The organism is Cysteiniphilum marinum (assembly GCF_014857925.1).
In the GTDB taxonomy this organism is placed as follows: Bacteria; Pseudomonadota; Gammaproteobacteria; order Francisellales; family Francisellaceae; genus Caedibacter; species Caedibacter marinus.
Genome location: NZ_JACYVZ010000006.1, coordinates 106,947 through 129,694, shown reverse-complemented (window position 1 = coordinate 129,694; position 22,748 = coordinate 106,947). Strand labels below are relative to the sequence as shown.

Annotated in this window: 21 protein-coding genes and 1 tRNA gene; 17 read left to right on the top strand and 5 right to left on the bottom strand. The window is 38.7% G+C overall.

Features of this window, described 5'->3' with window-relative positions; genetic code table 11:
* The first annotated feature begins 6 nt into the window (after nt 1–6).
* Nucleotides 7–123 carry an IS3 family transposase gene (locus IE867_RS14965; protein ID WP_404826252.1) on the top strand — a complete coding sequence of 39 codons (117 nt, stop codon included), beginning with the start codon at nt 7–9 and terminating at the stop codon, nt 121–123.
* A gap of 1 nt (nt 124) precedes the next feature.
* Here the strand turns inward: IE867_RS14965 and IE867_RS05370 are convergent, their stop codons facing one another.
* From IE867_RS05370 to IE867_RS05355, 4 genes are all read right to left on the bottom strand, one after another.
* Entirely contained in the window at nt 125–5,845 is a 5,721-nt protein-coding gene (locus IE867_RS05370) for a DUF4347 domain-containing protein (protein WP_192483749.1), read from the bottom strand.
* A gap of 569 nt (nt 5,846–6,414) precedes the next feature.
* Complete coding sequence (locus IE867_RS05365) at nt 6,415–7,569, bottom strand: ATP-binding protein (protein ID WP_192483748.1); 1,155 nt, start codon at nt 7,567–7,569, stop codon at nt 6,415–6,417.
* A gap of 65 nt (nt 7,570–7,634) precedes the next feature.
* A complete protein-coding gene (locus IE867_RS05360; RefSeq protein WP_192483747.1) occupies nt 7,635–9,200 on the bottom strand; it encodes a S8 family serine peptidase in 1,566 nt (521 codons plus the stop codon).
* Between the two features lie 279 nt (nt 9,201–9,479).
* Nucleotides 9,480–10,799 carry a UDP-glucose dehydrogenase family protein gene (locus IE867_RS05355; protein WP_192483746.1) on the bottom strand — a complete coding sequence of 440 codons (1,320 nt, stop codon included), beginning with the start codon at nt 10,797–10,799 and terminating at the stop codon, nt 9,480–9,482.
* Between the two features lie 283 nt (nt 10,800–11,082).
* On the opposite strand from IE867_RS05355, the gene IE867_RS05350 reads away from it, so the two are divergent.
* The 6 genes from IE867_RS05350 (at nt 11,083) to IE867_RS05325 (ending at nt 16,212) form a co-directional block, all read left to right on the top strand.
* The gene (locus IE867_RS05350) at nt 11,083–12,033 is read left to right on the top strand and encodes a ligand-gated ion channel (RefSeq protein WP_192483745.1); all 951 of its coding nucleotides are present in this window, start codon (nt 11,083–11,085) and stop codon (nt 12,031–12,033) included.
* 454 nt (nt 12,034–12,487) lie between these two features.
* Nucleotides 12,488–13,621: an aminotransferase class I/II-fold pyridoxal phosphate-dependent enzyme gene (locus IE867_RS05345; RefSeq protein ID WP_225629964.1), complete on the top strand. Its 1,134-nt coding sequence runs from the start codon at nt 12,488–12,490 to the stop codon at nt 13,619–13,621.
* Nucleotides 13,609–14,385 carry an amidohydrolase gene (locus tag IE867_RS05340; RefSeq protein WP_192483744.1) on the top strand — a complete coding sequence of 259 codons (777 nt, stop codon included), beginning with the start codon at nt 13,609–13,611 and terminating at the stop codon, nt 14,383–14,385. The genes IE867_RS05345 and IE867_RS05340 overlap by 13 nt, the downstream gene beginning before the upstream one ends.
* Nucleotides 14,386–14,591: 206 nt before the next feature.
* Nucleotides 14,592–14,828, top strand: a complete 237-nt coding sequence (gene rpmB / locus IE867_RS05335) for a 50S ribosomal protein L28 (protein WP_192483743.1) — start codon at nt 14,592–14,594, stop codon at nt 14,826–14,828.
* 29 nt (nt 14,829–14,857) lie between these two features.
* Nucleotides 14,858–15,013: a 50S ribosomal protein L33 gene (gene rpmG / locus IE867_RS05330; RefSeq protein ID WP_117001430.1), complete on the top strand. Its 156-nt coding sequence runs from the start codon at nt 14,858–14,860 to the stop codon at nt 15,011–15,013.
* A 23-nt stretch (nt 15,014–15,036) separates the two neighbouring features.
* Nucleotides 15,037–16,212 carry a low temperature requirement protein A gene (locus IE867_RS05325; protein WP_192483742.1) on the top strand — a complete coding sequence of 392 codons (1,176 nt, stop codon included), beginning with the start codon at nt 15,037–15,039 and terminating at the stop codon, nt 16,210–16,212.
* 80 nt (nt 16,213–16,292) lie between these two features.
* Here IE867_RS05325 and IE867_RS05320 read toward each other — a convergent pair.
* Nucleotides 16,293–16,380: transfer RNA gene (locus tag IE867_RS05320), tRNA-Ser, on the bottom strand.
* 260 nt (nt 16,381–16,640) lie between these two features.
* Here IE867_RS05320 and rplM point away from each other — a divergent pair.
* The 10 genes from rplM (at nt 16,641) to IE867_RS05270 (ending at nt 22,663) form a co-directional block, all read left to right on the top strand.
* A complete protein-coding gene (gene rplM, locus IE867_RS05315; RefSeq protein WP_192483741.1) occupies nt 16,641–17,069 on the top strand; it encodes a 50S ribosomal protein L13 in 429 nt (142 codons plus the stop codon).
* A gap of 15 nt (nt 17,070–17,084) precedes the next feature.
* Complete coding sequence (gene rpsI, locus IE867_RS05310; RefSeq protein ID WP_192483740.1) at nt 17,085–17,477, top strand: 30S ribosomal protein S9; 393 nt, start codon at nt 17,085–17,087, stop codon at nt 17,475–17,477.
* Between the two features lie 161 nt (nt 17,478–17,638).
* Nucleotides 17,639–18,247 (top strand): glutathione S-transferase N-terminal domain-containing protein, encoded by a 609-nt coding sequence (locus IE867_RS05305; RefSeq protein ID WP_192483739.1) that lies wholly within the window; start codon nt 17,639–17,641, stop codon nt 18,245–18,247.
* A gap of 11 nt (nt 18,248–18,258) precedes the next feature.
* Complete coding sequence (locus tag IE867_RS05300) at nt 18,259–18,663, top strand: ClpXP protease specificity-enhancing factor SspB (protein ID WP_192483738.1); 405 nt, start codon at nt 18,259–18,261, stop codon at nt 18,661–18,663.
* A 2-nt stretch (nt 18,664–18,665) separates the two neighbouring features.
* Nucleotides 18,666–19,049 (top strand): hypothetical protein, encoded by a 384-nt coding sequence (locus tag IE867_RS05295; RefSeq protein ID WP_192483737.1) that lies wholly within the window; start codon nt 18,666–18,668, stop codon nt 19,047–19,049.
* 150 nt (nt 19,050–19,199) lie between these two features.
* On the top strand, nt 19,200–19,964 hold the full coding sequence (locus IE867_RS05290) for a Rossmann-like and DUF2520 domain-containing protein (RefSeq protein WP_192483736.1): 765 nt from the start codon (nt 19,200–19,202) through the stop codon (nt 19,962–19,964).
* Nucleotides 19,942–20,316, top strand: a complete 375-nt coding sequence (locus tag IE867_RS05285) for a 3-methyl-2-oxobutanoate hydroxymethyltransferase (protein WP_192483735.1) — start codon at nt 19,942–19,944, stop codon at nt 20,314–20,316. The genes IE867_RS05290 and IE867_RS05285 overlap by 23 nt, the downstream gene beginning before the upstream one ends.
* 43 nt (nt 20,317–20,359) lie before the next feature.
* Nucleotides 20,360–21,004, top strand: a complete 645-nt coding sequence (locus IE867_RS05280) for an IS607 family transposase (protein WP_192483734.1) — start codon at nt 20,360–20,362, stop codon at nt 21,002–21,004.
* Nucleotides 20,967–22,181 (top strand): RNA-guided endonuclease InsQ/TnpB family protein, encoded by a 1,215-nt coding sequence (locus IE867_RS05275; protein ID WP_203250116.1) that lies wholly within the window; start codon nt 20,967–20,969, stop codon nt 22,179–22,181. The genes IE867_RS05280 and IE867_RS05275 overlap by 38 nt, the downstream gene beginning before the upstream one ends.
* Before the next feature lie 2 nt (nt 22,182–22,183).
* The gene (locus tag IE867_RS05270; protein WP_192483733.1) at nt 22,184–22,663 is read left to right on the top strand and encodes a 3-methyl-2-oxobutanoate hydroxymethyltransferase; all 480 of its coding nucleotides are present in this window, start codon (nt 22,184–22,186) and stop codon (nt 22,661–22,663) included.
* Nucleotides 22,664–22,748 lie beyond the last annotated feature (85 nt).

Below are 22,748 nucleotides of genomic sequence, written 5' to 3'. Positions count from 1 at the left end.
TCGTATATTGAAGCTTACTATAACACCAAAAGGAAACATTCAACGATAAATTACATGACACCAAAACAGTTTGAAGATAGTATGAAATCCGAAAATCAAAAGTGTCCCAAATTGACGGGGTAGATCAGTTCACATTATCAGCATCACTGACGACAAGGTTTGCATCCAGAACAATTGCTGTGGCATTTTCAACGTAGTTCACACTGCCTAAAACGCTAATCACAGGTGCTGTATTAACCGCAACAACATTTACCGTACTGGTGACAGCGAGCGAGTTATCCTCGCCATCATTCACGATCCATATAATCTCTCGAGCAGTCGTGCTTGGACTATTGGATGTATTCTCATAAGTGATTGAACGCAATGCTGTTTGGTAATTTGCAAGTGTATCAACACCCGTTAAGGTTAAAAGCCCCGTTCCGGCATCAAAGACATGAGTGATATTATTTTGATTGACAAAATGCAAGACATCCTCAGCTGAGCTTAGTCCTGATGTGATCTGTATGGTTGCACCATGAATATCATTAGAGTCAATATCAGCAATCGTAACGGTATTATCAATCACAACGGGTTGAGTGTCACCCTCGGTATAAGTAGCACTTGCCCCTGCAGTGACAACTGGTGCATCATTGACTGCAGCTACATCAATTGTCATTGTATAATCTGCCGTTGATAAAAGCGCACCATCACCCACTTTAAAGGTGAAAGTCGCATAATCATCACCAGATTCATTGGCAATCGGTGTATAGGTGAAGTTCTCATTATCAATATCAGTACGCGAAATCACATCATTAATTGCAACTGTACTGCCATTTAACGCAAGTACACCTGAGCTTGATAAACTTGTAACTTGCACACTGGCTAATGAATCGCCGTCGATGTCATCAAAATTAAAATCTGCCGCAGCAAATGAATAGACTTCATCTTCATCAATGCTAATTTCAGCATTTGCCGCCGTTGGCAGATCATTGACTGGATTGACTTCAATAACTTGGGTTACTACGTTGCTTTGTAAGCCTTCTGTGTCAGTAATACTTAGTTGGATGGTACGACTGAAGGTTGGGGCATCCGAGCTATTGTAATATTGAAGCGCGCGAATTAACGCCTCTACCGAGATTAAAGTCGCATCATTAGTTGTGAAATTAATCCGTAAGTCATTACCTCCTTGCCCATCATTAGTGTCATCAATAGTACCAACCAAATTATTTTCATAGCTAATATCACTACCTGAAATAGATATCTGTTCAGCGCCTATTCCCTGATTAAGTACACTGAAGTTATCCTGACTACTCCCAGTGCTTTCTAAAAGTAAAGTTGCACCATTAAAATTGGTATCATCTTCAACATTAAAACTTAAGTCATCAATGAGTAACGCTGCTGTTTGTTCATCTACTTGCAATGTATTAAATGCCGTTAATGCATTCGTCTCAAAAAAATAAACCGCTCCAACATCTGGTTCACTATTGAGGGGAGTGCCTACTGCAGATATAACACCCAAACTACCATCATCAGAAAATGCTATAGCTGAACCAAAGTTATCTTGAGCACCGACACCTTGAGGGGTCATTTCCTCTAAAAACTGCCAATCACCTAGATTGTCTTTCTTAAAAACATAAACTGACCCAGAAGATGCACCCGCCTGAGAAGGAGAGCTTTTTGCGCCAATATAAATTTTATCGATCTGAGGCGAAACAGAAAGTGCAGACCCAAATCGATCACTTTCAACCGGCGTTAATGCTTGTACAGATTGCTCATACACCCAATTACCTTCACTTGAAAGACTATAAATATATACCTTACCTGCTTCATTAATAGTTTGGGCATTATGTATAACATTAGCATCAGTTGCACCTATTAACATAAATGCTCCATCTTCAGACAAACTAATCGACTCCCCAAAAGCATTACCACTATGTCCATCGGGCGCCTGAATTTCCGCCGTTTGCTGCCATTGACTACCATTCCAAGTAAACTCATATACCTTACCAATCACTGATGGCTGATAATCTCCACCATTAGCACCGACATACAATTTTTGCCCATCATATGAAAACTTAACTGCAAAACCAAAGTGCTCATCAGCTTGTGGAACATCTGCCGTAATATATGACTCTTGCCACACACCTAATACTTTGCGATAAATATAAACGCCACCCTCCTGCTCATTTGCTGCTATCGAGCGACTATCAACACCTACAGCAAATAGGTCTTGACTGTCTGCTAATGTTATTGTCCCACCAAAATTGTCACCAACTTCAGATATTGATGGTTGAAAAGTCTCTACTTGATTCCAATTAGCACCATCGTAATCAAATAAATAAACCTTACCTCTGCTATTTCCGCCTGAATTATCTGCCCCCACCAATAAAGTCATACCATTATTTGAAAGCTCAACTGAAGCACCAAAGAAAGCATAACCTTCTTTAGGCGTTGCAGTGACAATTTTTTCCACCCAGCTACCGCCAATATTATGATAAACATAAACACTTCCATGGGAATAAGTACCTGAAGTGTCAGTTTGTCTAGCACCAACAGCAACTGTATTTTCATCTGCTGACATTGCAATAGACTGTCCAAATCGATCATGCACCTCAGCATCTGATGCCATAATTTTGCTTAAGTCAAACAAACTAAAAATAGGCGCATCATTAACCGCATTAATGGTTAAGTTTATCGTATCAGATTGAGAGAATTGATTACCATCCGTCGCAGTAAACGTATCTTCTACAGTGACATCAATCGCAAGATTTCCAAAGAAGTCTTCTCGCGGTAAATACGTTAAACCGTTTAATGCCGCATTGATATTGGCAACAGTTCCAGATATGGTCATGTCCTTAGTTGCATTAGCCCCACTGACAAATGTCAATCCTGTGGTTTGTGATAAGGTAAACGTGCCACTTGGTGCTGAAAGTGTGACATTGACATCCGTATCACTATCAGCCACTGTGATTAAATTGCTATTTGCTGTATTAAAAGTCAGTGTTGTATCTTCATCAAAGGTTTCAGCATTGCTTTGGAGGGTTAGGCTTGGTAGAGCATTAATAGCTATCGCTATACTTTCATTGGTAATACCACCTTGCATATCATTGACTTGCAACAACAAAGTATCATTTGACTGATTGGCATTTGAGGTATAGCTCAACGTGCCAATGGCGTTATTTATATCAGTGATTTTTCCTTGAATTGTCATCGCCGATTGTCCATTACCACCCAAAAAGAAACTAACTCCTGTCGTATTTGAGATGTTGAGTACCCCATGGGTTACCGAAAGTGTTACCGTGAAATTTGTAGCATTTGGATCAATATCATCAGTTATTGAAATTTGATTTTCTAAGCTTAGCTCTAATGCGACATTTGCATTTAAACTTGCAGGTGCATTAATAACAGGCAATGCATTAATCGACAAAATAACTGTTGCACCTTCTGATTCGCTGTTATCGTCATCTGTTGCCTTAAAAACGATGGTGCGATCTGATAAGTCAGGTGTTGTTGCATTGGTGTTTTGATATTTGACATTACGCAACGCTTGCTGATAGTTTTGAACTGTATCATTACCACTTAAACTCAAAACACCAGTGCCTGAAACAAAAGATCCCGAAATATTAGGTGTCGCCGTATTATCAAAGCTTAATACATCCTCACTTTGAATATAACCATTAGTAATAGTTATCGTGGCTCCTGTAATAATCTCACCAGGATCTTGATCTATCAGCGTTAAGCTATCATCCATGAACATAGCCAGTGTTGCAACGGTATAGATTTGTGTTGTCGCGACCGATACTTCAGGCGCTGAGTTAACACGATAAAAAGCAACGCGCCCTATGTTACTGTTAGAGGGTGCATCATATCCTGACGCACCAACTGCCACTGCTCTACCGTCACCACTGATTGACACACTTTTGCCAAGCTCTTCACCTGGATTTCCAAAAAACTGACCTAATGTTTCCCAACTAGTGCTTGAAGTATTATACGCATAGACCGTAAAGCGACCATCACGAGCCGGACTCAAGCCATTATCTGCATACTTCTCACCAACGACAAGCTTCATTCCATCATCACTGATTGACACTGAGTTTCCAAAGTAACTACCGGCTAAACCATTGCTAAGATCACCACCTAACCGCGTCCAAGCACTCAGGTTATCATCATAGTGATACACTCTGACTAATCCTACATTACTATCATAGTATTCATAGCCTACTGCCACCGTCTTGCCATCATCACTGATAGAGATAGCTTCGCCAGTAGCCAAAGCCTCTGTGACACTATCAAGATCTGCTCCAACTATCTGCCACTGATCACTCACTTCTTGATATTGATATACCTTTACGATACTTTCAGATAAATTTGCCATTTTAATGGCGACATGCTCACCCATTTCATCCAAACTTACAAATGTTTGTGCATGAGAAAAATTACTTGAAGAAGTAATGTCACTGCCTATTTGAACCCATGTTTCCAAGGCTAAATCGTACTTAAATATTCTTACCAGATTTTTCGATAATGATGGTGTTATTACGTCTATTGAAGTCACTGCAATGCGTTGACCATCATCACTTATTGCCACAGAATGACCAACAAACTTGTCATCTGAGATAGTAATTGTATTGCCTAGTTGCGTTAAATTGCTTCCATCAAATGAATAGACTTTAACACGCCCACCCGTGTCAGTAGAGCTCTTCGGTTCACTGACTATAATTCGATCCCCGCTATCGCTTATTGCTACTGCATGTCCCATTTTATAACCTGAGGAACCACCAGTGATCGATGCTTTAGTTTCCCACTCGTCATTTAACTCATTATATCCAATAACACGAAACCCTCCTCTACTGCTACTAAAATCTGGCTGTCCGACAACGGCTAAAGTGCCATCTCCACTCAAAGCAGTTGCTTGACCATATTTAGCGGAACTCCCACTACCAATAAGCACCGCATCATTTGGTGCATTGCTTCCAAGCCACTCAACTGACAATGTATGCTGATATGCCTCGAAAGAGACAACTGAGCTGTGTTCAATATCTTGCGCTTGCTCAAGAATGCTATCACCCCCTACAAGTTCACTTCCTGTAGTATCATCAGATGCCGCAATATCAGCATCGGTCATTTCTCGAAGCGTATCGACAAAGGCTTGACCCTCTTTACCTTCGGCAACATTACAACCATAAAATAAAATATCCCCGGTTTGAGTTAAGCTTTGCCCCCATTGTGCTAATTGTGTTTGATAATCTGTTAAGTTACTTGCTGTAAGATGCGTTTGCCCCAATTGTAATTGTGCCTGATCACCATGTGAGATAATATGCACTGCATCAAGATTTTGGTATTTGGCGAGAATCTCTGCGATCTTATCAACGCCATCATGGTGCGCTAAGATAACCTCTACTGCCGCATCACGCGAGATCTGCTCAATCAGCACATGCGGATCTTTAACGGCAATATCGACAATAACCACTTCTTTGAATTGGCTGTAATCTGTTTGAAATCCTTCACTATCGGCTTCAATTGCCTCTAATAAACTCTCTGTCGCATGTGCGTATTCATTATCATTAATCGCACTTAAAACATAGTTTTGCTCATCTTGAGAAACCCCGTCAGCTAAATCAACGGTTTCAATCGCCGCACCATCAAACATAAATCTTGGTTCTAGTTCCTGTAAAAGAGATGGATACTGATCGGGTAAACGTAATCGTTGTTGTGCTTTGTTGTTGTTTTTATTATTATTTTTATTGCTTTTATTTTCTTTCACGTCCTTGCTCTTTATATTTTTAACATTTGTGAGAAAGCTGCTGTGGCTTGATTTGCCTTCAGCCAATTGCTGCCGTATAGCTTGATATAGTTTCTTAATCATGGCACTCACCTCATTATTCACTTTTATTTTTTTATTTTTTATTCTTTAATTACTGGAGTTCTGAACTTTTGCTATCTCAACACCTCGCCTCGCAAGCTTAAGCACCCCTCTTGCACAGAGGGAAATATAAAATCAACGTTGCCCAATTCCCCTCCTTCCAAGAGGGGTGGCAGCCGGAGGCTGACGGGGTGTTTATAAAGTCATAGTTTTTCTAAAGTGTGTAACTCCAGTTAATCACTATTTTTGCTAACCTTAAGTCAGTCAAAACAATAGATAAAACATCAATAATCATAAGTGTAGACTTTATACATTATAAGCGTTATAGCCGATGGCTATTTATCTTTGGGCAATGTCGAAGAAATAATAGCGTTATTGTTAATAGCTACTGTGAGACTTCAATCATGACATGTGCGTTATTTACCATCTAAAACCAATGATTCGTCTTATCAAAACAATCTAACATCACTTCATTGACTATAGTTAAATATATTAATTTCATCCATAAAAAGGCGATTGTTTAAACTTATAACATATGAAGCTTTTGTTATGACGTCGATGAATACTTAATCTTAGCTGCAAATAATATCACCTTGCCACAATTGATTTAGAAACATCTCAACGGGCAATGCTTCAATGCCATTGCCATAAACTTTATGGATCGAATCAAGGCTAATAAGGATATAACGATTGGCAATACCTTCTTCTTTAAATGCCAACAAGCCCTTGAAATGTTTATCATGAATACGCCCAGTTGCTTTCACTTCGATCGCTACTTCATCACCAATAACAAAATCGACTTCCATTTGGCTCGTTGAGCGCCAATAGCTTAAGGGTTTATCAATGCGTTGATATGAAAGGTAAGCACGAATTTCAAGTCCAATAAAGTGCTCCAACGCATTCCCGTACACTTCCGTGTGTGTCGGAATTTGTCTGATACCCGCAAGATAATGTGCAACACCCAAATCAAAGAAATAAAACTTTGCCGTACTAATTGCTTTGCGCTTTTGTGTCGCGGTAAATGCTGGCAATATAAATCCCAAAAAAGTATCCTCCAAGATATAGTAATACTCCCTGACCGTGGAAACAGGCAATGCACAATCACTCGCAATACTACTAAAATTCAACATTTTGCCATTTGTTAGAGCACACATTTTTAGAAAGTTGCTAAACCCTGGAATATTTCTAACCAAAGCCTCCGCTTGAATCTCATCTTTCATATAAGTATTTACATATGCTGATAGTTCTTCATAAGGCTCATCGCTTAAATAAACCATTGGCAAGCCTCCCACGTGCAAATAATGATTGAAATCAAAGTCAGGAATTTCAGCGCTCACTAATGGAAACAGCTCCGCCTTACGCGCACGCCCTGCTAGTAAATTAGTATGCTTTCTTTTAAGACTACGGGCACTTGATCCTGTTAAGAGAAAGTGAATATGGCGCTCTTCAATGAGTCGATGTATCTCGTTTAATAGCATTGGCACACGCTGAATTTCATCAATAATAACAATTGTTTGGTCTTTTGCACTATTGATCATAGCCTCTAACGATTGTGGTGATTGGCTAAGTTCCATGTAATATTCATTTCTTAATAGGTTAATCACCAAATATTTATCAGCAAGTTGCTGTCGAATAAGTGTTGATTTGCCCGTTGCGCGCGGACCAAATAGAAAAAATGACTTCTTTGTTAAAAGGGCAGTTAAATCTAATATTCGTGTTAAATTCATGATAATCAGCAATAGAATTGTTAATTATCATCATATCTTACAGCACTGTTGTGAATTATCAACACTCACATAAACAAAATAAGCGCTAATGCTGAGGCTAATGCACCAGCTCCCGCAGCTACTGCGACACCCGTGCTATTGGCACCACCTGCACCATCAGATTGCGCGTCATTGCTTTGTTCTGCAACAACTGTTTGGCGCACTGCCTCTTGAGCATTAATCACATTATTCCCCCAAGTAGATTGTGATAATTTTGTTTTGACATAGCTCACATCTGCATCAGGCTTTAATGCATAGATCATCGCTGCAATACCGGCGACATGGGGGGCTGAAAAAGACGTTCCTTCCAAATAGTAATACAAGCAAGATTCAGTCTGACCAAGAATAATGCAATACCCTGGTGAGATAACACCTTTACTTAAGTCAAGCTCTGCATCTTCGCCACCAGGGGCCGCTAGTACCAAACTCTGTAATGGCCAATCACTCACTGCATAATTAGAATAGTCTGCTTTTATGCCATTGTTATTCGTCGCTTCCACCACAATTGCATTGATATTAGGGCAGCCCGCTGGAGCACTATTCCATACAGGTTGCCCAGAGTTCCCTGCAGAAATCACAACCGTCACACCCAAGTCATTGACCTTATTGATTGATTGTTGAAAGGCTTGACAATAAACAGGGAGAATATCATTTTTCCAATCACTTTCAGTTGCGACAGCCAAGCCATCTTTACCCACTCTTGAGATCCCCAGACTCAGATTAATCACTTTTGCCGGCGTTTGATTGGGTTGAAGCTGAGCTATACTTGCCATATCCTCACTATAAATGCCTGCTGCCCACTCCATTGCCATAGTAATGGCTTCTGTTTTTGCACCTCCTGCATGTCCAAAGACTTTAACTGGCAAAACCATAATCTCATCCACATCACCGGCAACGCCTGTCACGTTTGGGCCTTGCGCAGCAATAACACCTGCCACTGCTGTGCCATGAGGGCCTTGCATTAAGTCAGTATCAATCACTGAAGTAATCACATCCACTTTATCTTGATCATTAACATAAAAATAATAAGGCTGTGACATTTCCAAACGTCCTTGTAAATCTTCAGGCATAAATTTGGTAACACCTGAGTCAATCACTGCAACATAAGTTTTATTAAGTCCTGTAAACCTTAATTGTGCCCATGCACCTTCTGCAGCCACTCCCACACCAATATGATTATGCATATTCCACTGCTGCGACCATTGTCGAACATTCTCAGCTTGCAAAAACTTCTTTTGTATATCAGTCAAGACTTCAGGAATGACAGACTCAACCTGAAATGGCAAGCGGTCAATATGAATAGTTTGTGCATCACTCATCACATAGGACTTAGTATTTTTGGGTAATGCTGAGCAAACATCATCATGCATATTGAGATAGTTATTCGCTGCTTTAAAGTGCGCTAATGGTGCACCAAAGTGATCAATAAATCGCTGATCTGAAATGCCTTCATTATCTGTATATTCAACAGTGATGACTTCACTCTTACGTGTTGTGTCGCAATAACGAATCTGCAATTCAATCGCAAAAGAAGATAATGGTAAACAAAAAGTGGCAATGCATGCCAACGAGTTCATTCTATAACTGTTCATAACTGACCCCACCAAGATAACTTAACATTACAAAGTTAACTATAGATCAGTTTCTTATTTTATCCATAAAAAGGACATTATTTAAACTTATGTGTTACTCGTAAATTATTATGCACTTTTCCTATTTCAACATCCCACCTCGTAAACTTAAGCACCTATCTTGCAAAGAGAGGTGGCAGCCATAGGCTGACGGGGTGTTTATAAAATCATAGTTTTTCTAAAGTGCGTAACTTCAGCTCGTAAATTATTTTTCTGTGTTCGATATCAAAGAAGTCTTTATCATCGTCCAATAGAAATATACTCAAAGCCTAAGTCTTTCATCCGTGACTTATCATACAAATTACGCCCATCAAAAATAATAGGGGTATTTAGTCGTGCTTTGATCTTACTAAAATCCGGACTTCTAAAGCTCTGCCACTCTGTCACCACAAATAAAGCATCAGCATTATGTAAAGCGCTATATGCTTCATCAACAAGCTCGTAATCATCACGTTGACCATAAGCTTGTGCAAAGTTCTCCATCGCTTCAGGGTCATATGCTTTGACTTTAACGCCATGTCGCCACAGTGTTTCAATCAACACGCGCGCTGAAGCTTCACGAATATCATCAGTATTTGGTTTAAATGCAAGTCCCCATACAGCCACTGTTTTGCCTTCAATTTCACCGTTGAAATAATCATTAAATTTAGCAAATAGGACTTCTTTTTGCGCATCATTAACATCATGCACCGCATTTAAAATGCGTGCGCTATAACCATATTCACGTGAAGTTTGCCCAAGCGCGCGTACATCCTTAGGAAAACATGAGCCACCATAACCACAGCCTGCGTAAATAAAATGATACCCAATACGTCGATCAGCACCAATACCAATACGCACTTTCTCGATATCTGCACCGACGCGCTCAGCAATCTGACTCATCTCATTCATAAAGCTGATTTTCGTTGCAAGCATTGCATTGGCAACATACTTAGTCATCTCAGCAGAGCGTACATCCATGATCATCAAGCGATTTTGATTGGGATCAAATGGTGCATAAAGCTCGCGCATAACATCTGCCGCACGCTCGGAGTTCGCTCCGACCACGATACGATCTGGATGCATACAGTCACTAATCGCATCACCCTCTTTAAGAAACTCAGGGTTAGATACCACATCAAAATCAAGTTTTACACCACGGGCATTTAACACATTAGAGATTGCTTCGGTTACTTTATACTCAGTACCGACTGGCACCGTTGATTTATTAACAATGACCTTATACTCATTCATGTCACTGGCAACGGTTTTCGCCACTTGCAAGACATATTGTAAATCAGCGGATCCATCCTCATCAGGAGGAGTACCTACCGCAATAAAGATGACTTGCGCTTCATCAATTGCTGTCTTTGCTTCGGTAGTAAAGCGCAAACGTCCTTTGGTCACATTACGTTTAATCAGCTCATCCAAGCCCGGTTCATAAATCGGTGAAATACCTTTTTTTAGGTTATCGACTTTGGTTTGATCAATATCAACACAGCAAACATGATTACCCATTGCTGCAAAACAAGTTCCTGTCACGAGTCCGACATAGCCCGTACCAAAAATTGCAATCTTCATAAAATCTCACTTTTAGCTACTCAAATCGCCATCGATCATATCAGAAATAACGCCCAAATTCAGCGAATATTATTTTTGGCATAACAAAATATCAAAAATCGCTATCGATAATCTCGATTTTCATACAAAATAGAGATTACCAACTACCAAAAGAGGCTAATCTACTCTTAGAATCGCCAGAGGGTTACGCGCATAATTAATACACCTGCAAATATCATGTTTCTTATGTTTCCAAATATTTCAACTATACTTTTGTCATGTATCGAAATTTGATGGATCAAATATGACAAGGTTCTTGATAGTTCTTTTTAGTTTTTTGTTTTATCTACAAACTAGTTTTGCTAACAACAAAGCACCAAAATCACCGGCAGAGGTTACAGTTGGCGCTTACATCACGCATATCTATGATATCAATCTACAGAAAAAAACCGTTTCTGCGATTTTTTGGTTGTGGTTTATTTATCCTGATCAGCTAATCATTGACAACAATGAGTTTGACATTATTAATGCTGAAAAATTCTCCGTTCTCTATAAAAACACTCAACAACTTGTGGATAATAAAACACTTAAACAATATAAAATCCGTGCCACTTTATCCCAAGGTTGGAGTTTTGAAAATTTCCCCTTTAGCACGAAACCGTTATCAATCATTATTGAAGATGCTGATTTTAATGCCCATACTGTCATATTTAAAACTGATGAAGTTAACTCTGATGTCGATCATGAGATGCCTTTAAGCGGCTGGACGTTAAGCACTGATAACTGGCAAACTTATATTCATCACTATGATACGAATTTTGGCAATCCAAATAATTCAGGTAACACCGCTTATGCCAGAGCAATTTACTCAGTTGAGATGACACACACTAACATTCGCATGTTTATCCATATCTTTGGCATGTTATATCTTGCCTGCATATTAATTCTTGGCATGTTCTTTATCCCAATTAAAGATATCAAAAGTCGTCTAGCACTAAACTCTGCTGCGATTTTTGCCGTAGTTGGTAGCAAGATTTCCACTGACTCAATACTGCCTCCCGCCAATACCATTAATCTGATTGATAAGATTCAACTCACTGTTCTGATATTTATGGTTATCACGCTCATTACTGTTGTACTCAATTATTATCTTTGTGAGAAACACATCAAATGGGCGCATATTGTCAATGTCGGCTTTGCCATATTAACAGTATTAATGATTGCATTGAGTAATGTGTTTTTTATGCTTGCTTAACAAAACTTGGGAAAGTTCCATTTTTGAATTTTGACAAAAAACAGCCTTTTATCCCTTCTCTCCGTCACTCTCAAACAATTCGACTTTTTCGATACACAAAATATTCAAAGTACTTGATTGCTAAAGAAGAAATTCTGCAAAATGCTTTGCCGTAAGCATATATACCGCTCGTAAATCATTTTGCGGTGTTCAGTGTCGAAGAAATTTTTGATGATTTTGAATGATTGTATTGCAGGTAATAGCTAGGACTATTGGCAAAATACAATCATTCAAAAGTGCAGGAAATTCGATGACAGGAACATTGTAAAATGGTTTGTGAACGGTATATACTGTTTTACCATAACTTTACAACCTATTGTGAACGTTGAATATCATGACACTTTATTATTCATTTATATTCATAAAACAAAAGCGCATTCACACAGCTAACCACACCTAAGAGAATATCTAAGTTATGTCGTTTAAACCCTACATCAGTACCGAACCATCTATTTTTGGCAAAATGTCCGTGATGGCAAAAAATCATAATGCCATTAACTTCACACAAGGCGCACCTGATTTTAAAACGCCTGATTGGTTAATCGATCGTTTAAATTATTATGTGCAAAATGGTTTTAATCAATATGCACCAATTCCTGGCGCACCCAGTTTAAAGCACGCAATCGCCCATAAAGTAAAGATGTGTTACGACGTAGATATTAATCCCGAGGATAATGTATCTATTAGCTCAGGCGCCGTTGAAGCGATTTTCGCACTCATTAGCGCATGTATTGGCAAAGGTGATGAAGTGGTCTACTTTGACCCTGCCTTTGATGCTTACCCTTCAATTGTTAACTTTAACCAAGGTATTAGTCGACGTATTTCCTTATTAACAGATGGCAGTATTGACCTGCAGAAATTAGCACAAACGATTAATGCAAAGACGAAGCTGATCATTCTTAACTCACCTCATAATCCCATGGGCAGTGTAATTACAAAAGCGCAATATGCAGAAATCGCAAAATTAATCAAAGGCCGAGATATTTTATTACTTAGTGACGAGGTATATGAGCATATTTACGCAGGAGATTCTTATACCAGCGCTTTGCAAATCCCTGAGCTTCAAGATCAACTTGTCGTTGTGCAATCCCTTGGCAAAACCTACAATCTCACTGGTTGGCGTCTAGGTGTTTGTATTGCGCCTCTTGCAATTATCCAAATGATAAATGCCATGAAACAATTCACAAGCTTCAGCGCACCACATCCGATGCAATTAGCACTAGCAGATTGCATTAATGCACATCCTGAGTATTGGCAGGACTTACCCAAACTATATCAAGCTCAGCATCATAAGTTAGTCGACGGCTTAGCTAATAGTCGATTTAAAGTGCTACCATGGGCAGGCTCACCTTTTCAGATACTTGATTACACAGGGATTTCTGATGAGGATGACTTTAGTTTCTGTCAACGTTTGATTCATGAACATGGCGTTGGACTGGTACCCATTTCATCATTATATGAAACACCTCAGCAAGGACTGGTACGTTTATGCTTTGCCAAATATGATGATGTCTTATTAGAAGGAGTCAAACGCCTATGTCAAGTTTAAAAGTCGCAGTCATTCAGTCTGATATCGCATGGGAAGATAAACATCAAAACTATACCCACTTTGAAAAGATTATTGCTGAGCTTGAGCCTTGCGATCTCATTGTACTGCCGGAGATGTTTAATGTCGGCTTCACCCCAAACATGGATAAAGCCATCACGTCAGAGGATGAAATCATCAACTGGCTAAAGCATCAAGCACAATACAAGAATACAGCAATCATCGGCAGCGTTGTGGTGCTAAATGACATACAAAATACAGTCAATCGTTTGTTTTTTGTCACACCTGCGGGCTTAGTTTCTCATTATGATAAATGTCACTTATTCGTGCTATCTGATGAATACAAACTATTATCTGCCGGTCAATCACGTGAAATTGTTCACTACAAAGGCTTTAACATTCTATTAAGTATTTGTTTTGACTTAAGATTCCCTGTCTTTAACTGCAATAATAATGACTATGATCTATTGATCAATATCGCAAGCTGGCCTGCTAAACGCCGAGAACATTGGCGCACGTTATTGCAAGCTCGCGCGATTGAAAACCAAGCTTATGTCATCGGCTGCAATCGCATTGGTCGTGACGGACTAGGATTCGATTACAGCGGCGATAGTCTGTGTATTCATTTTGATGGTGAGATTAAAAAAGATATTGCAGCGTATACGTCGGGCGTTTTATATCATACATTTGATAAAAGTAGTTTGAACGATTATCGAAACAATTTTAAAGTCCTCACATCGCAAGATAAATTCAGCTTAAACTTTTGACCACAAATTAAAATATCCAGCACTTGGCAATTGTAAGGCGCTAATGACAATGATAGAATGCGCGTCAAATTGTCATGATCTGGCAGCTTATTGAAAGTATGTTATAAATTCTGATTGCCTTTGCGTCATTTTTTTGCTATAAAGTTGCCCCTTGAGAATTTAATAATTATAACTATTTAATTTACAGCAATTGACTGGAGGATAACATGTCTAGAGTTTGTATAGTTACAGGCAAGCGCCCAATGACTGGCAACAACGTATCACACGCGCAGAACAAAACTAAGCGTCGTTTTTTACCTAACTTGCACTCACACCGTTTTTGGGTTGAGAGTGAGAACCGCTATGTTCGCTTACGCGTGAGCTCAAAAGGTATGCGCATTATCGATAAGAAAGGTATCGATTCTGTGTTAGCTGATTTACGTGCACGTAACGTAAAATTCTAATTCACCAGATACTTCAGGAGTAATTTAATATGCGTGATAAAATCAAATTAGTTTCAAGCGCTGGCACTGGTCATTTTTATACAACGACTAAAAACAAGCGTACTATGCCAAATAAAATGGAAATCAAAAAGTTTGATCCAGTTGTTCGTCAACATGTTCTTTATAAAGAAGCTAAAATCAAATAATTTTTACCCTCCTCTATATCTGCGTGTTACCCAATCTACTTTACTTTGCTAAAAATCGGCAAAGCACATGGCTAGAGCTTTTCTTTGATCTAGTTTTTGTTGCTGTTATAGGAGTTGTATCCCACTCCTTATCACACACAGATCATAACCATATATCAATTCAGCAACTTTTTTTCTTTTTCCTTGTATTTGTCCCTTTATGGTGGGTATGGGCATCTTATACACTTTATTCTAATCGCTATGATCAAGAAGCTAATTGGCAAAAAATCCTCACACTCATATTAATGGGTTTAGTTATTTCGCAAATGTATTTTACTAAGGATGCCCTTAATAAACACTTTGCCTATTTTCTTATTTTCTATCTCTTGATGAGGCTGGTCATTTGTTGCGCATATTTTATATCATCACGTAAGACTCATTTTCAAAGCAGATATGCAAATAAAATCTCAAAAATTATACTACTTGGCACTGTGATAAGTGGGTTATCTATTTTTGCCAATGGTTCATTTAGAATTATTATTTTATACTCTGGAATTCTTGTTGAAATTTTCTTGCATCTTAGATTAAGAAAGGAATCCACTTTATTTTTTGCACACCGAAAACATATTGCAGAAAGAATAGGCTTACTTGCACTCATCATATTAGGTGAATCCATCATTAGTATTATCAACTCTTTTTCAAATATAAATATATTCAGTATGACTCGAATCATAACTGCTACCATTTGCTTTATTTTGATTGCTCAAATTTGGTGGATATTCTTTGGGTCATTGCACAGATTAGAGAAAGCACATATGCTTAAAACAGGCTACACCATGATTTTATCTCATTTGCCTTTCTATATCGGCCTTATCTTCTTGGCAACTTTAATACACCATGCCATTACAGGAGATTTAGATCAAAAAACATTTGCATTAATGGGCATTGTGGGGATGACCTTATTTTATATAGGGAAACAGATTCCATATATCATTGCGTTCCCTCCGTATAGAATTGGCATTGCTTTTAATAGTCTGGTATGCATATCTATTACAGCAATCGCTTCGTTATGTTCTAGAATAGAATATTCTCTTGCAATCATGTCCATAGGATTATTTATCTATATTATACTAAACGTCTATTGGCTTATCCCGAAATATAATATTGATCAATATTTAATTAGCGAGAACGATCTTATAGGGAGTGCATATAAATTATAGCCATTATTGATGGTACGTTTTATACTTAAAAACCTAAATTTATTGATGAGTAAGATATTTGAGCATTATATAAAAACTTATGGCGGAGAGAGAGGGATTCGAACCCCCGGACCTGTTACAGTCAACGGTTTTCAAGACCGCCGCTTTCGACCACTCAGCCATCTCTCCGAACGAGGGCTAATTATAACGGCATTTTTGCAAATAGAAAGAGGTGTTTTTGTTTTTTTAGAAAAATTTTAACTCACATCATTTAAACGTCTATTTTTCACTCAAAAAGATGCCGGAAACAGCTAAAACACAAACTTAGCACTTCTTTTTAACCAATCATTATGATAGAATCGCCACGCTTAAATTTTTAGGGATTGGTAACAACCCACACAGAAATTAGCAAAACTGAGTAGTTAATAATAAATATTAAGGTAACAAAGATGAAAACGTTTAGCGCTAAGAGTGATGAAGTCAAAAGAGAATGGCTTTTGATCGATGCAAATGGTAAAACTTTAGGTCGCCTTGCAACTGAAATTGCAAGACGTCTTCGTGGCAAGCATAAAGCTGAATACACACCTCACGTAGACACAGGTGACTATATTGTTGTGATCAATGCTGAAAAAGTTGCCGTAACTGGTAACAAGCAAAAAGACAAAATTTACTACCACCACACGGGTTATATCGGTGGTCTTAAATCTGTTTCTTTCGGGAAACTAATCGCGCAACACCCAGAGCGTGCGATCGAATCTGCTGTTAAAGGCATGCTTCCTAAAAATCCTTTAGGTCGTGCGATGTACAAAAAGTTAAAAGTTTATGCAGGTGAATCACATCCGCATACAGCGCAACAACCACTTGTTTTAGAAATATAAGAATAGGATAGGAAAATGACTCAAGCATACAATTACGGTACTGGTCGTCGCAAGAGCTCAGTTGCTCGTGTATTTATGAAAAAAGGCACTGGCAACATTGTTGTTAACGGTTTGCCACTAGATGATTACTTCGGTCGTAAGACTGCAAGCATGGTTGTGCGTCAGCCACTTGACTTAACTAACAACCTAGAAAGCTTTGACTTCAAAATCAACGTTCATGGCGGTGGTGAAACGGGTCAATCTGGCGCAATCCGTTTAGGTATTGCTCGCGCTTTAGTTGACTTTGATGAGAACTTAAAGCCTGAACTACGCCATGCTGGCTTTATCACGCGTGATCCACGTAAAGTTGAGCGTAAGAAAGTTGGCTTTAGAAAAGCACGTAGAAAACGTCAATTCTCTAAGCGTTAATCAACACGTTTACTTTCTACTTTTTATATATTTTATTTATAAAAGCCCAACTGAAGTCTCAGCGGGGCTTTTTTGTTATTACTACGACTTCTATGATGCAAAATGGCTGATCAGTAGTATATAATGTTGAAGCTAATATTGAATAAGGAAAATTGGGATAAATGTCTGCTCAAAACAAACGATCATCAATGACTTTATATACCAACGGTAATGACCCTTTTTGTCATCGCACTAAAATGATTCTTGCAGAAAAAGACATTAGTGCAGATATTATTGATGTTGTTGCTGAAGGTAAGTTAGAAGAGCTTTATGAGCTTAACCCTTATGGTGGCGTGCCAACATTAATGACAAAAGATCTAATTGTATATGAGCCAAACATCATATTTGAGTATCTTGAAGAACGCTTCCCCTACCCTCCTTTATTGTCTGTCTTTCCACTTGAACGCGCCCAAGCACGTATGTTATGCAAGAAAATTGACAACGAATGGATGCCTTATCTCATCAATGCGTTAAATGCTGATAATGAAGACATTCGACAAGCCAACAAGATTGCGCTACTTAAGGCGCTTTTTTCATTGATTCCGACCCTGAGTCGACAATCTTATTTACTTGGTGATGACTTCACCATTGCAGATTGCTCACTCGCCGTGATCCTATATAACCTACCTAAGTTAGATATCCGCTTGCCTGAAAAAGCAATGCCGCTCATCAAGTATGCAAAACGTTTATTTGCTCGCAATTCATTTAGAAAAAGTATTAAAACTCAATAAGGAATATCACCATGGCAATGTTACGCGCTTACCTAGTTGAAGCAACCTATGATTGGATGATCGATCATGATTTAACGCCCTATTTACTTGTTGATACCGAATATGAAGGTGTAGTTCTGCCCGAAAGTCATATCGATGAAGATGGTAAAATATTGCTTAATATTGCCCCTGAGGCAATTGAGCGTTTTGACTGTGATGATCAGTTTATTCGCTTTGATGCGACATTTGATGGTGAAGTGATGTCATTGCAAATCCCTGTTGAAGCAGTTCTTGAGCTCTATGCTGGAGAGACAGCACAGGGTCTTTATGCTCGTGAGTTTGGTTATGGCATTGATGTTAATGAGGGTGATGATAATGACGTTAACCCTTCAAAAAATAGTGCACAAAAAGGAAATGGTGGGCTGCATCTGGTTTAATCATGTTAGATTATAGCTTTCTTATCGGACTTGGCATTGGCAGTATTATCTGCTTTTATACCATATTTCGCTTGCGCAAACAGTTTAAGATCATTCTAATGCAACGCGAACAACGTTTATTTGCTTTAACCTCAGTCACTGAAAAGCTCGTTGCCAGCGCCAATCTACAACGCAATGGCTTATTAAACAAAGAAATTGAAGACACTTTGCTTGAAGGACTTAATATGCCGGCAATTGAAAAAGCTGGCATTACGATCCGTGGCCTTGCAAATCGTAACTTATCACGTCCAGAAAGCATGCAATTTTGCCTTGATCGTTTGCAAAAAAATATCGATCAACTGGAAAAAGATTATAACGACCCATTTCGTTGGAAAAAACCTAGCTAACTTACTACCTCCATTGCTTCAAGCATAATGTTATCCTAGAATAACACCTAAGTTTTAAACGTGCGATTTTACTCTTTATTGGGAAAATACAAACGGCAACAACTTAAACTGATAAAACATAAAAACACAGACAACAAGGAACTTGATCCAATGCGACAGGTATCTCATTCATTAGGCGCCAATCCTAGCTATGGCATTATTGGCAACGGTCGACTTGCGCGACATATACAATTTTATTTTAAGCTCAAAAATATCCCGCACACGCTATGGCATCGCCAGCAATCAGATTCTCCTGAAGATGTATTAAATCAAAGCAACATCATTCTTCTGGCAATTAGTGACGATGCGATAGATGCATTTTTGGATGATCACCCCCGATTAAATGATAAGTTATGCGTGCACTTCTCAGGTGCTTTAGTTAGCCAACATGCCCTGTCATATCACCCTTTGATGACATTTTCATCAGAGTTTCAAGATCTTGATTTTTACCAAAATTTGTTGTTTGTTGGCGAGGATAATGCACCAACATTTAGCACCATTTTCCCACAATTAACCAATCCATGTATTCAAATCCCCCAAGCAAAAAAAGCCTATTATCACGCACTTTGTGTGATGGCAAATAACTTTACCACTCTCTTATGGCAAAAGTTTTTTAATGAAATGACAACGGTCTTTAATGCATCACTAAATGACCTTAAACCCTATCTTAAGCAAACACTGCTTAATATCGACAGCGATTATAGCAATGCCCTAACAGGCCCCTTAAAGCGTCAAGACTTACAGACAATTAAGCATAACTTAGATGCACTTGAAGAGGATGCTTTTGTCAAAATTTACCAAGCATTTGTCGACGTCTATCAAACAAATTTAGATAACGAAATGGGAGAAAAATATGAGCACGCACAATCTAATTAAAAAACCGGGCATTAATAACCTGCAAAGCAAGAAGCAAAAACAACAAAAGCTCTCAATGCTGACTTGTTATGATTTCACCTTCGCGCAAATCATAAATGAAACGGCCATTGACATGTTGCTTGTTGGTGATAGTGGTGTTATGACGCAATTAGGGTACCCCGACACAACCCATGCAACAATTGATATGATGTGTTTTATGACGCAAGCAGTTGTTAAAGGTGCTCCTAATAAATTTATCATTGCTGATATGCCATTTCTGGCACAACGCCAAGGCATAGCTCATGCCATATACTGTGCCGATAGACTCATTAAATGTGGTGCTAATGCTATTAAAATCGAAGGGGTAAGTTAACAGCTCTTTCAAACCTGCCTAAAAGTGTGTATACTTATCCAATATGGATAAGTTTTACAGCATAGGCGAAGCGGCAAATTACCTCGGTGTTTCCGTAAGCACCTTAAGAAGGTGGGAAAAAGAAGGCAAGATAACATCTGAGCGCACTAAAGGTGGGCAAAGACGTTACCCTATATCTGTGCTTGAACCAAACCTCAAGAAAAGTGAATCACAAACAAAGCTTACTGTTGCTTATGCTAGAGTTTCAAGTCATGACCAGAAATCTGATTTAGAAAGACAAAAGCAACTGCTTGAAATGTATTGTGCCTCTAAAGGTTGGACATTTGAACTACTTGCTGATTTAGGCAGTGGCATGAACTACAACAAAAAGGGATTGAAAAAGCTTATTCAAAAAATCCTTACTGGTGAGATTGGTCGTTTAGTGATAACGCACAAAGATCGGTTGCTAAGGTTTGGTGCAGAGCTTGTTTTTTCAATCTGTGAAATGAAAAATGTTGAAGTTGTCATTGTCAACCAAGGAGATGAGCCTAGCTTTGAAGAAGATTTGGCAAAGGATGTGTTGGAAATTATTACAGTATTTTCAGCGCGTCTTTATGGCTCAAGAAGCAAGAAAAACAAAAAGTTAATTGAGAATTTAAAGGACGTTGCGGATGCTGTTAGCGCACCAGATCGAACTGAAACCAAATAATAAGCAATCGACTCACTTTGCGAAAGCCTGTGGTGTCGCTCGTTTTGCTTATAATTGGGCGCTTGATCAGTGGAAGAAGCAATACGGAGATGGTGGCAAACCATCTGAAACAGCATTACGTAAACAATTAAATTCGATTAAAAAATCAGAATACCCTTGGATGCTTGAGGTTACTAAAAATGCGCCACAACAAGCAATTAAAGACTTGGGTACGGCATTTAAAAGGTTCTTTAAGCAAGGTTCAGGTTATCCAAGATTTAAGAAAAAAGGCGTTAGAGACTCGTTTAGGGTGGATAATGGCACTGATGCTGCCAATCCGAATGCTGTTAAAGTTTTAGCCAAAAAAGTTAAGGTGCCAAATCTTGGCTGGGTTAATATGACTGAGGAAGTAAGATTTCAAGGTCAAATAAAGTCTTTAGTTATATCGCGTAAAGCAGATCGTTGGTTTGCTTCTTTTACCATTGATACAGAACAATTACCCCATGTACGCAAAAACCACGGTGCAGTTGGTATTGATCTAGGTATTAAGAGCTTAGCAACTTTCTCAAAAGGTGAGTCATATACTGGTGTTAAGGCTCATACACAAAAGCTATCAAGACTTAAAAGATTGTCTCGACAGTTGTCTAGGAAAAAGAAAGGTAGCAACAACTTTAAAAAGGCATCAATGAAGTTGGCAAAGCTTCATTTGCAAATATCTAATTTGAGAAAAGATTACCTACATAAGACAACAACAGAGACGGTTCTAAATTATAATCAAATTGGGCTTGAAGATTTGAATATTAAAGGTATGTCAGCCAATCGAAAATTAGCAAGACATATACTCGACCAATCATTCTATGAGTTCAAGCGGCAGTTAGAATATAAATCACAAATGTATGGCTCAGAAATCACGGTAGCTGACAGGTTCTTTCCGTCAAGTAAGCTCTGTCATGTATGCAATTGGAAGAATGATAATCTTACATTAAGCGTCAGAGAGTGGATATGCCCGCAGTGCAACACCTTGCATGATCGTGATTATAATGCTGCTAAGAATTTAGAATTACTATGTACGGTCAGCTCGACCGAAACTCAAGCTTGTGGAGTGGAAAGCTCTGGCTTATCAGTAGTGATAAGTGAAACTATGCCATGTCGAAGCAAGAATATAACATCATGCTCAACTTTAGATAATAATGGTTAGGTATGAGTAAGTTTATAGGAGCGGTTAATGGTCATCAAGAGGTTATTGCTCATATTATTGAATCTGGCATCCCCGTGATGGGGCATATTGGATTAACGCCACAATCAGTACATAGCTTAGGTTATAAAGTACAAGGCAAAGATCAAGAAGCTGCCAAGAGTTTAAAAGCACAAGCGCTGCAACTGCAAGAGATTGGCTGCTTTAGTCTAGTCATGGAGTGTGTCCCTAATGAACTTGCCAAGGAAATCAGTCAAATGCTGAGCATTCCAGTAATTGGTATTGGGGCAGGCAATGATGTTGATGGTCAGGTACTTGTGCTACAAGATATGCTTGGCTTAAACAGCAACCTGCAACCAAAATTTGTGCGTCACTTTCTCAATGGCTTTAATGATATCAAAGCAGCATTTGACGCTTATCATCATGCGGTACAAAGCGGTGACTACCCTAACAAGCAAGAAAGTTACGATATTAAAATTGCATAACTTACTGGAGTTTCGCACTTTAGGAAAACTATGACTTTATAAACACCTCGTCAGCCTGCGACTGCCGTCCCTCTTGCAAAGAGGG

Bases quoted from the DNA above. Each gene is read 5' to 3' on its own strand.
- IE867_RS05370 (WP_192483749.1), bottom strand. From the start codon at position 5,845: ATGATTAAGAAACTATATCAAGCTATACGGCAGCAATTGGCTGAAGGC.
- IE867_RS05365 (WP_192483748.1), bottom strand. From the start codon at position 7,569: ATGAATTTAACACGAATATTAGATTTAACTGCCCTTTTAACAAAGAAG.
- IE867_RS05360 (WP_192483747.1), bottom strand. From the start codon at position 9,200: ATGAACAGTTATAGAATGAACTCGTTGGCATGCATTGCCACTTTTTGT.
- IE867_RS05355 (WP_192483746.1), bottom strand. From the start codon at position 10,799: ATGAAGATTGCAATTTTTGGTACGGGCTATGTCGGACTCGTGACAGGA.
- IE867_RS05350 (WP_192483745.1), top strand. From the start codon at position 11,083: ATGACAAGGTTCTTGATAGTTCTTTTTAGTTTTTTGTTTTATCTACAA.
- IE867_RS05345 (WP_225629964.1), top strand. From the start codon at position 12,488: ATGTCGTTTAAACCCTACATCAGTACCGAACCATCTATTTTTGGCAAA.
- IE867_RS05340 (WP_192483744.1), top strand. From the start codon at position 13,609: ATGTCAAGTTTAAAAGTCGCAGTCATTCAGTCTGATATCGCATGGGAA.
- rpmB (WP_192483743.1), top strand. From the start codon at position 14,592: ATGTCTAGAGTTTGTATAGTTACAGGCAAGCGCCCAATGACTGGCAAC.
- rpmG (WP_117001430.1), top strand. From the start codon at position 14,858: ATGCGTGATAAAATCAAATTAGTTTCAAGCGCTGGCACTGGTCATTTT.
- rplM (WP_192483741.1), top strand. From the start codon at position 16,641: ATGAAAACGTTTAGCGCTAAGAGTGATGAAGTCAAAAGAGAATGGCTT.
- rpsI (WP_192483740.1), top strand. From the start codon at position 17,085: ATGACTCAAGCATACAATTACGGTACTGGTCGTCGCAAGAGCTCAGTT.
- IE867_RS05305 (WP_192483739.1), top strand. From the start codon at position 17,639: ATGTCTGCTCAAAACAAACGATCATCAATGACTTTATATACCAACGGT.
- IE867_RS05300 (WP_192483738.1), top strand. From the start codon at position 18,259: ATGGCAATGTTACGCGCTTACCTAGTTGAAGCAACCTATGATTGGATG.
- IE867_RS05295 (WP_192483737.1), top strand. From the start codon at position 18,666: ATGTTAGATTATAGCTTTCTTATCGGACTTGGCATTGGCAGTATTATC.
- IE867_RS05290 (WP_192483736.1), top strand. From the start codon at position 19,200: ATGCGACAGGTATCTCATTCATTAGGCGCCAATCCTAGCTATGGCATT.
- IE867_RS05285 (WP_192483735.1), top strand. From the start codon at position 19,942: ATGAGCACGCACAATCTAATTAAAAAACCGGGCATTAATAACCTGCAA.
- IE867_RS05280 (WP_192483734.1), top strand. From the start codon at position 20,360: ATGGATAAGTTTTACAGCATAGGCGAAGCGGCAAATTACCTCGGTGTT.
- IE867_RS05275 (WP_203250116.1), top strand. From the start codon at position 20,967: ATGCTGTTAGCGCACCAGATCGAACTGAAACCAAATAATAAGCAATCG.
- IE867_RS05270 (WP_192483733.1), top strand. From the start codon at position 22,184: ATGAGTAAGTTTATAGGAGCGGTTAATGGTCATCAAGAGGTTATTGCT.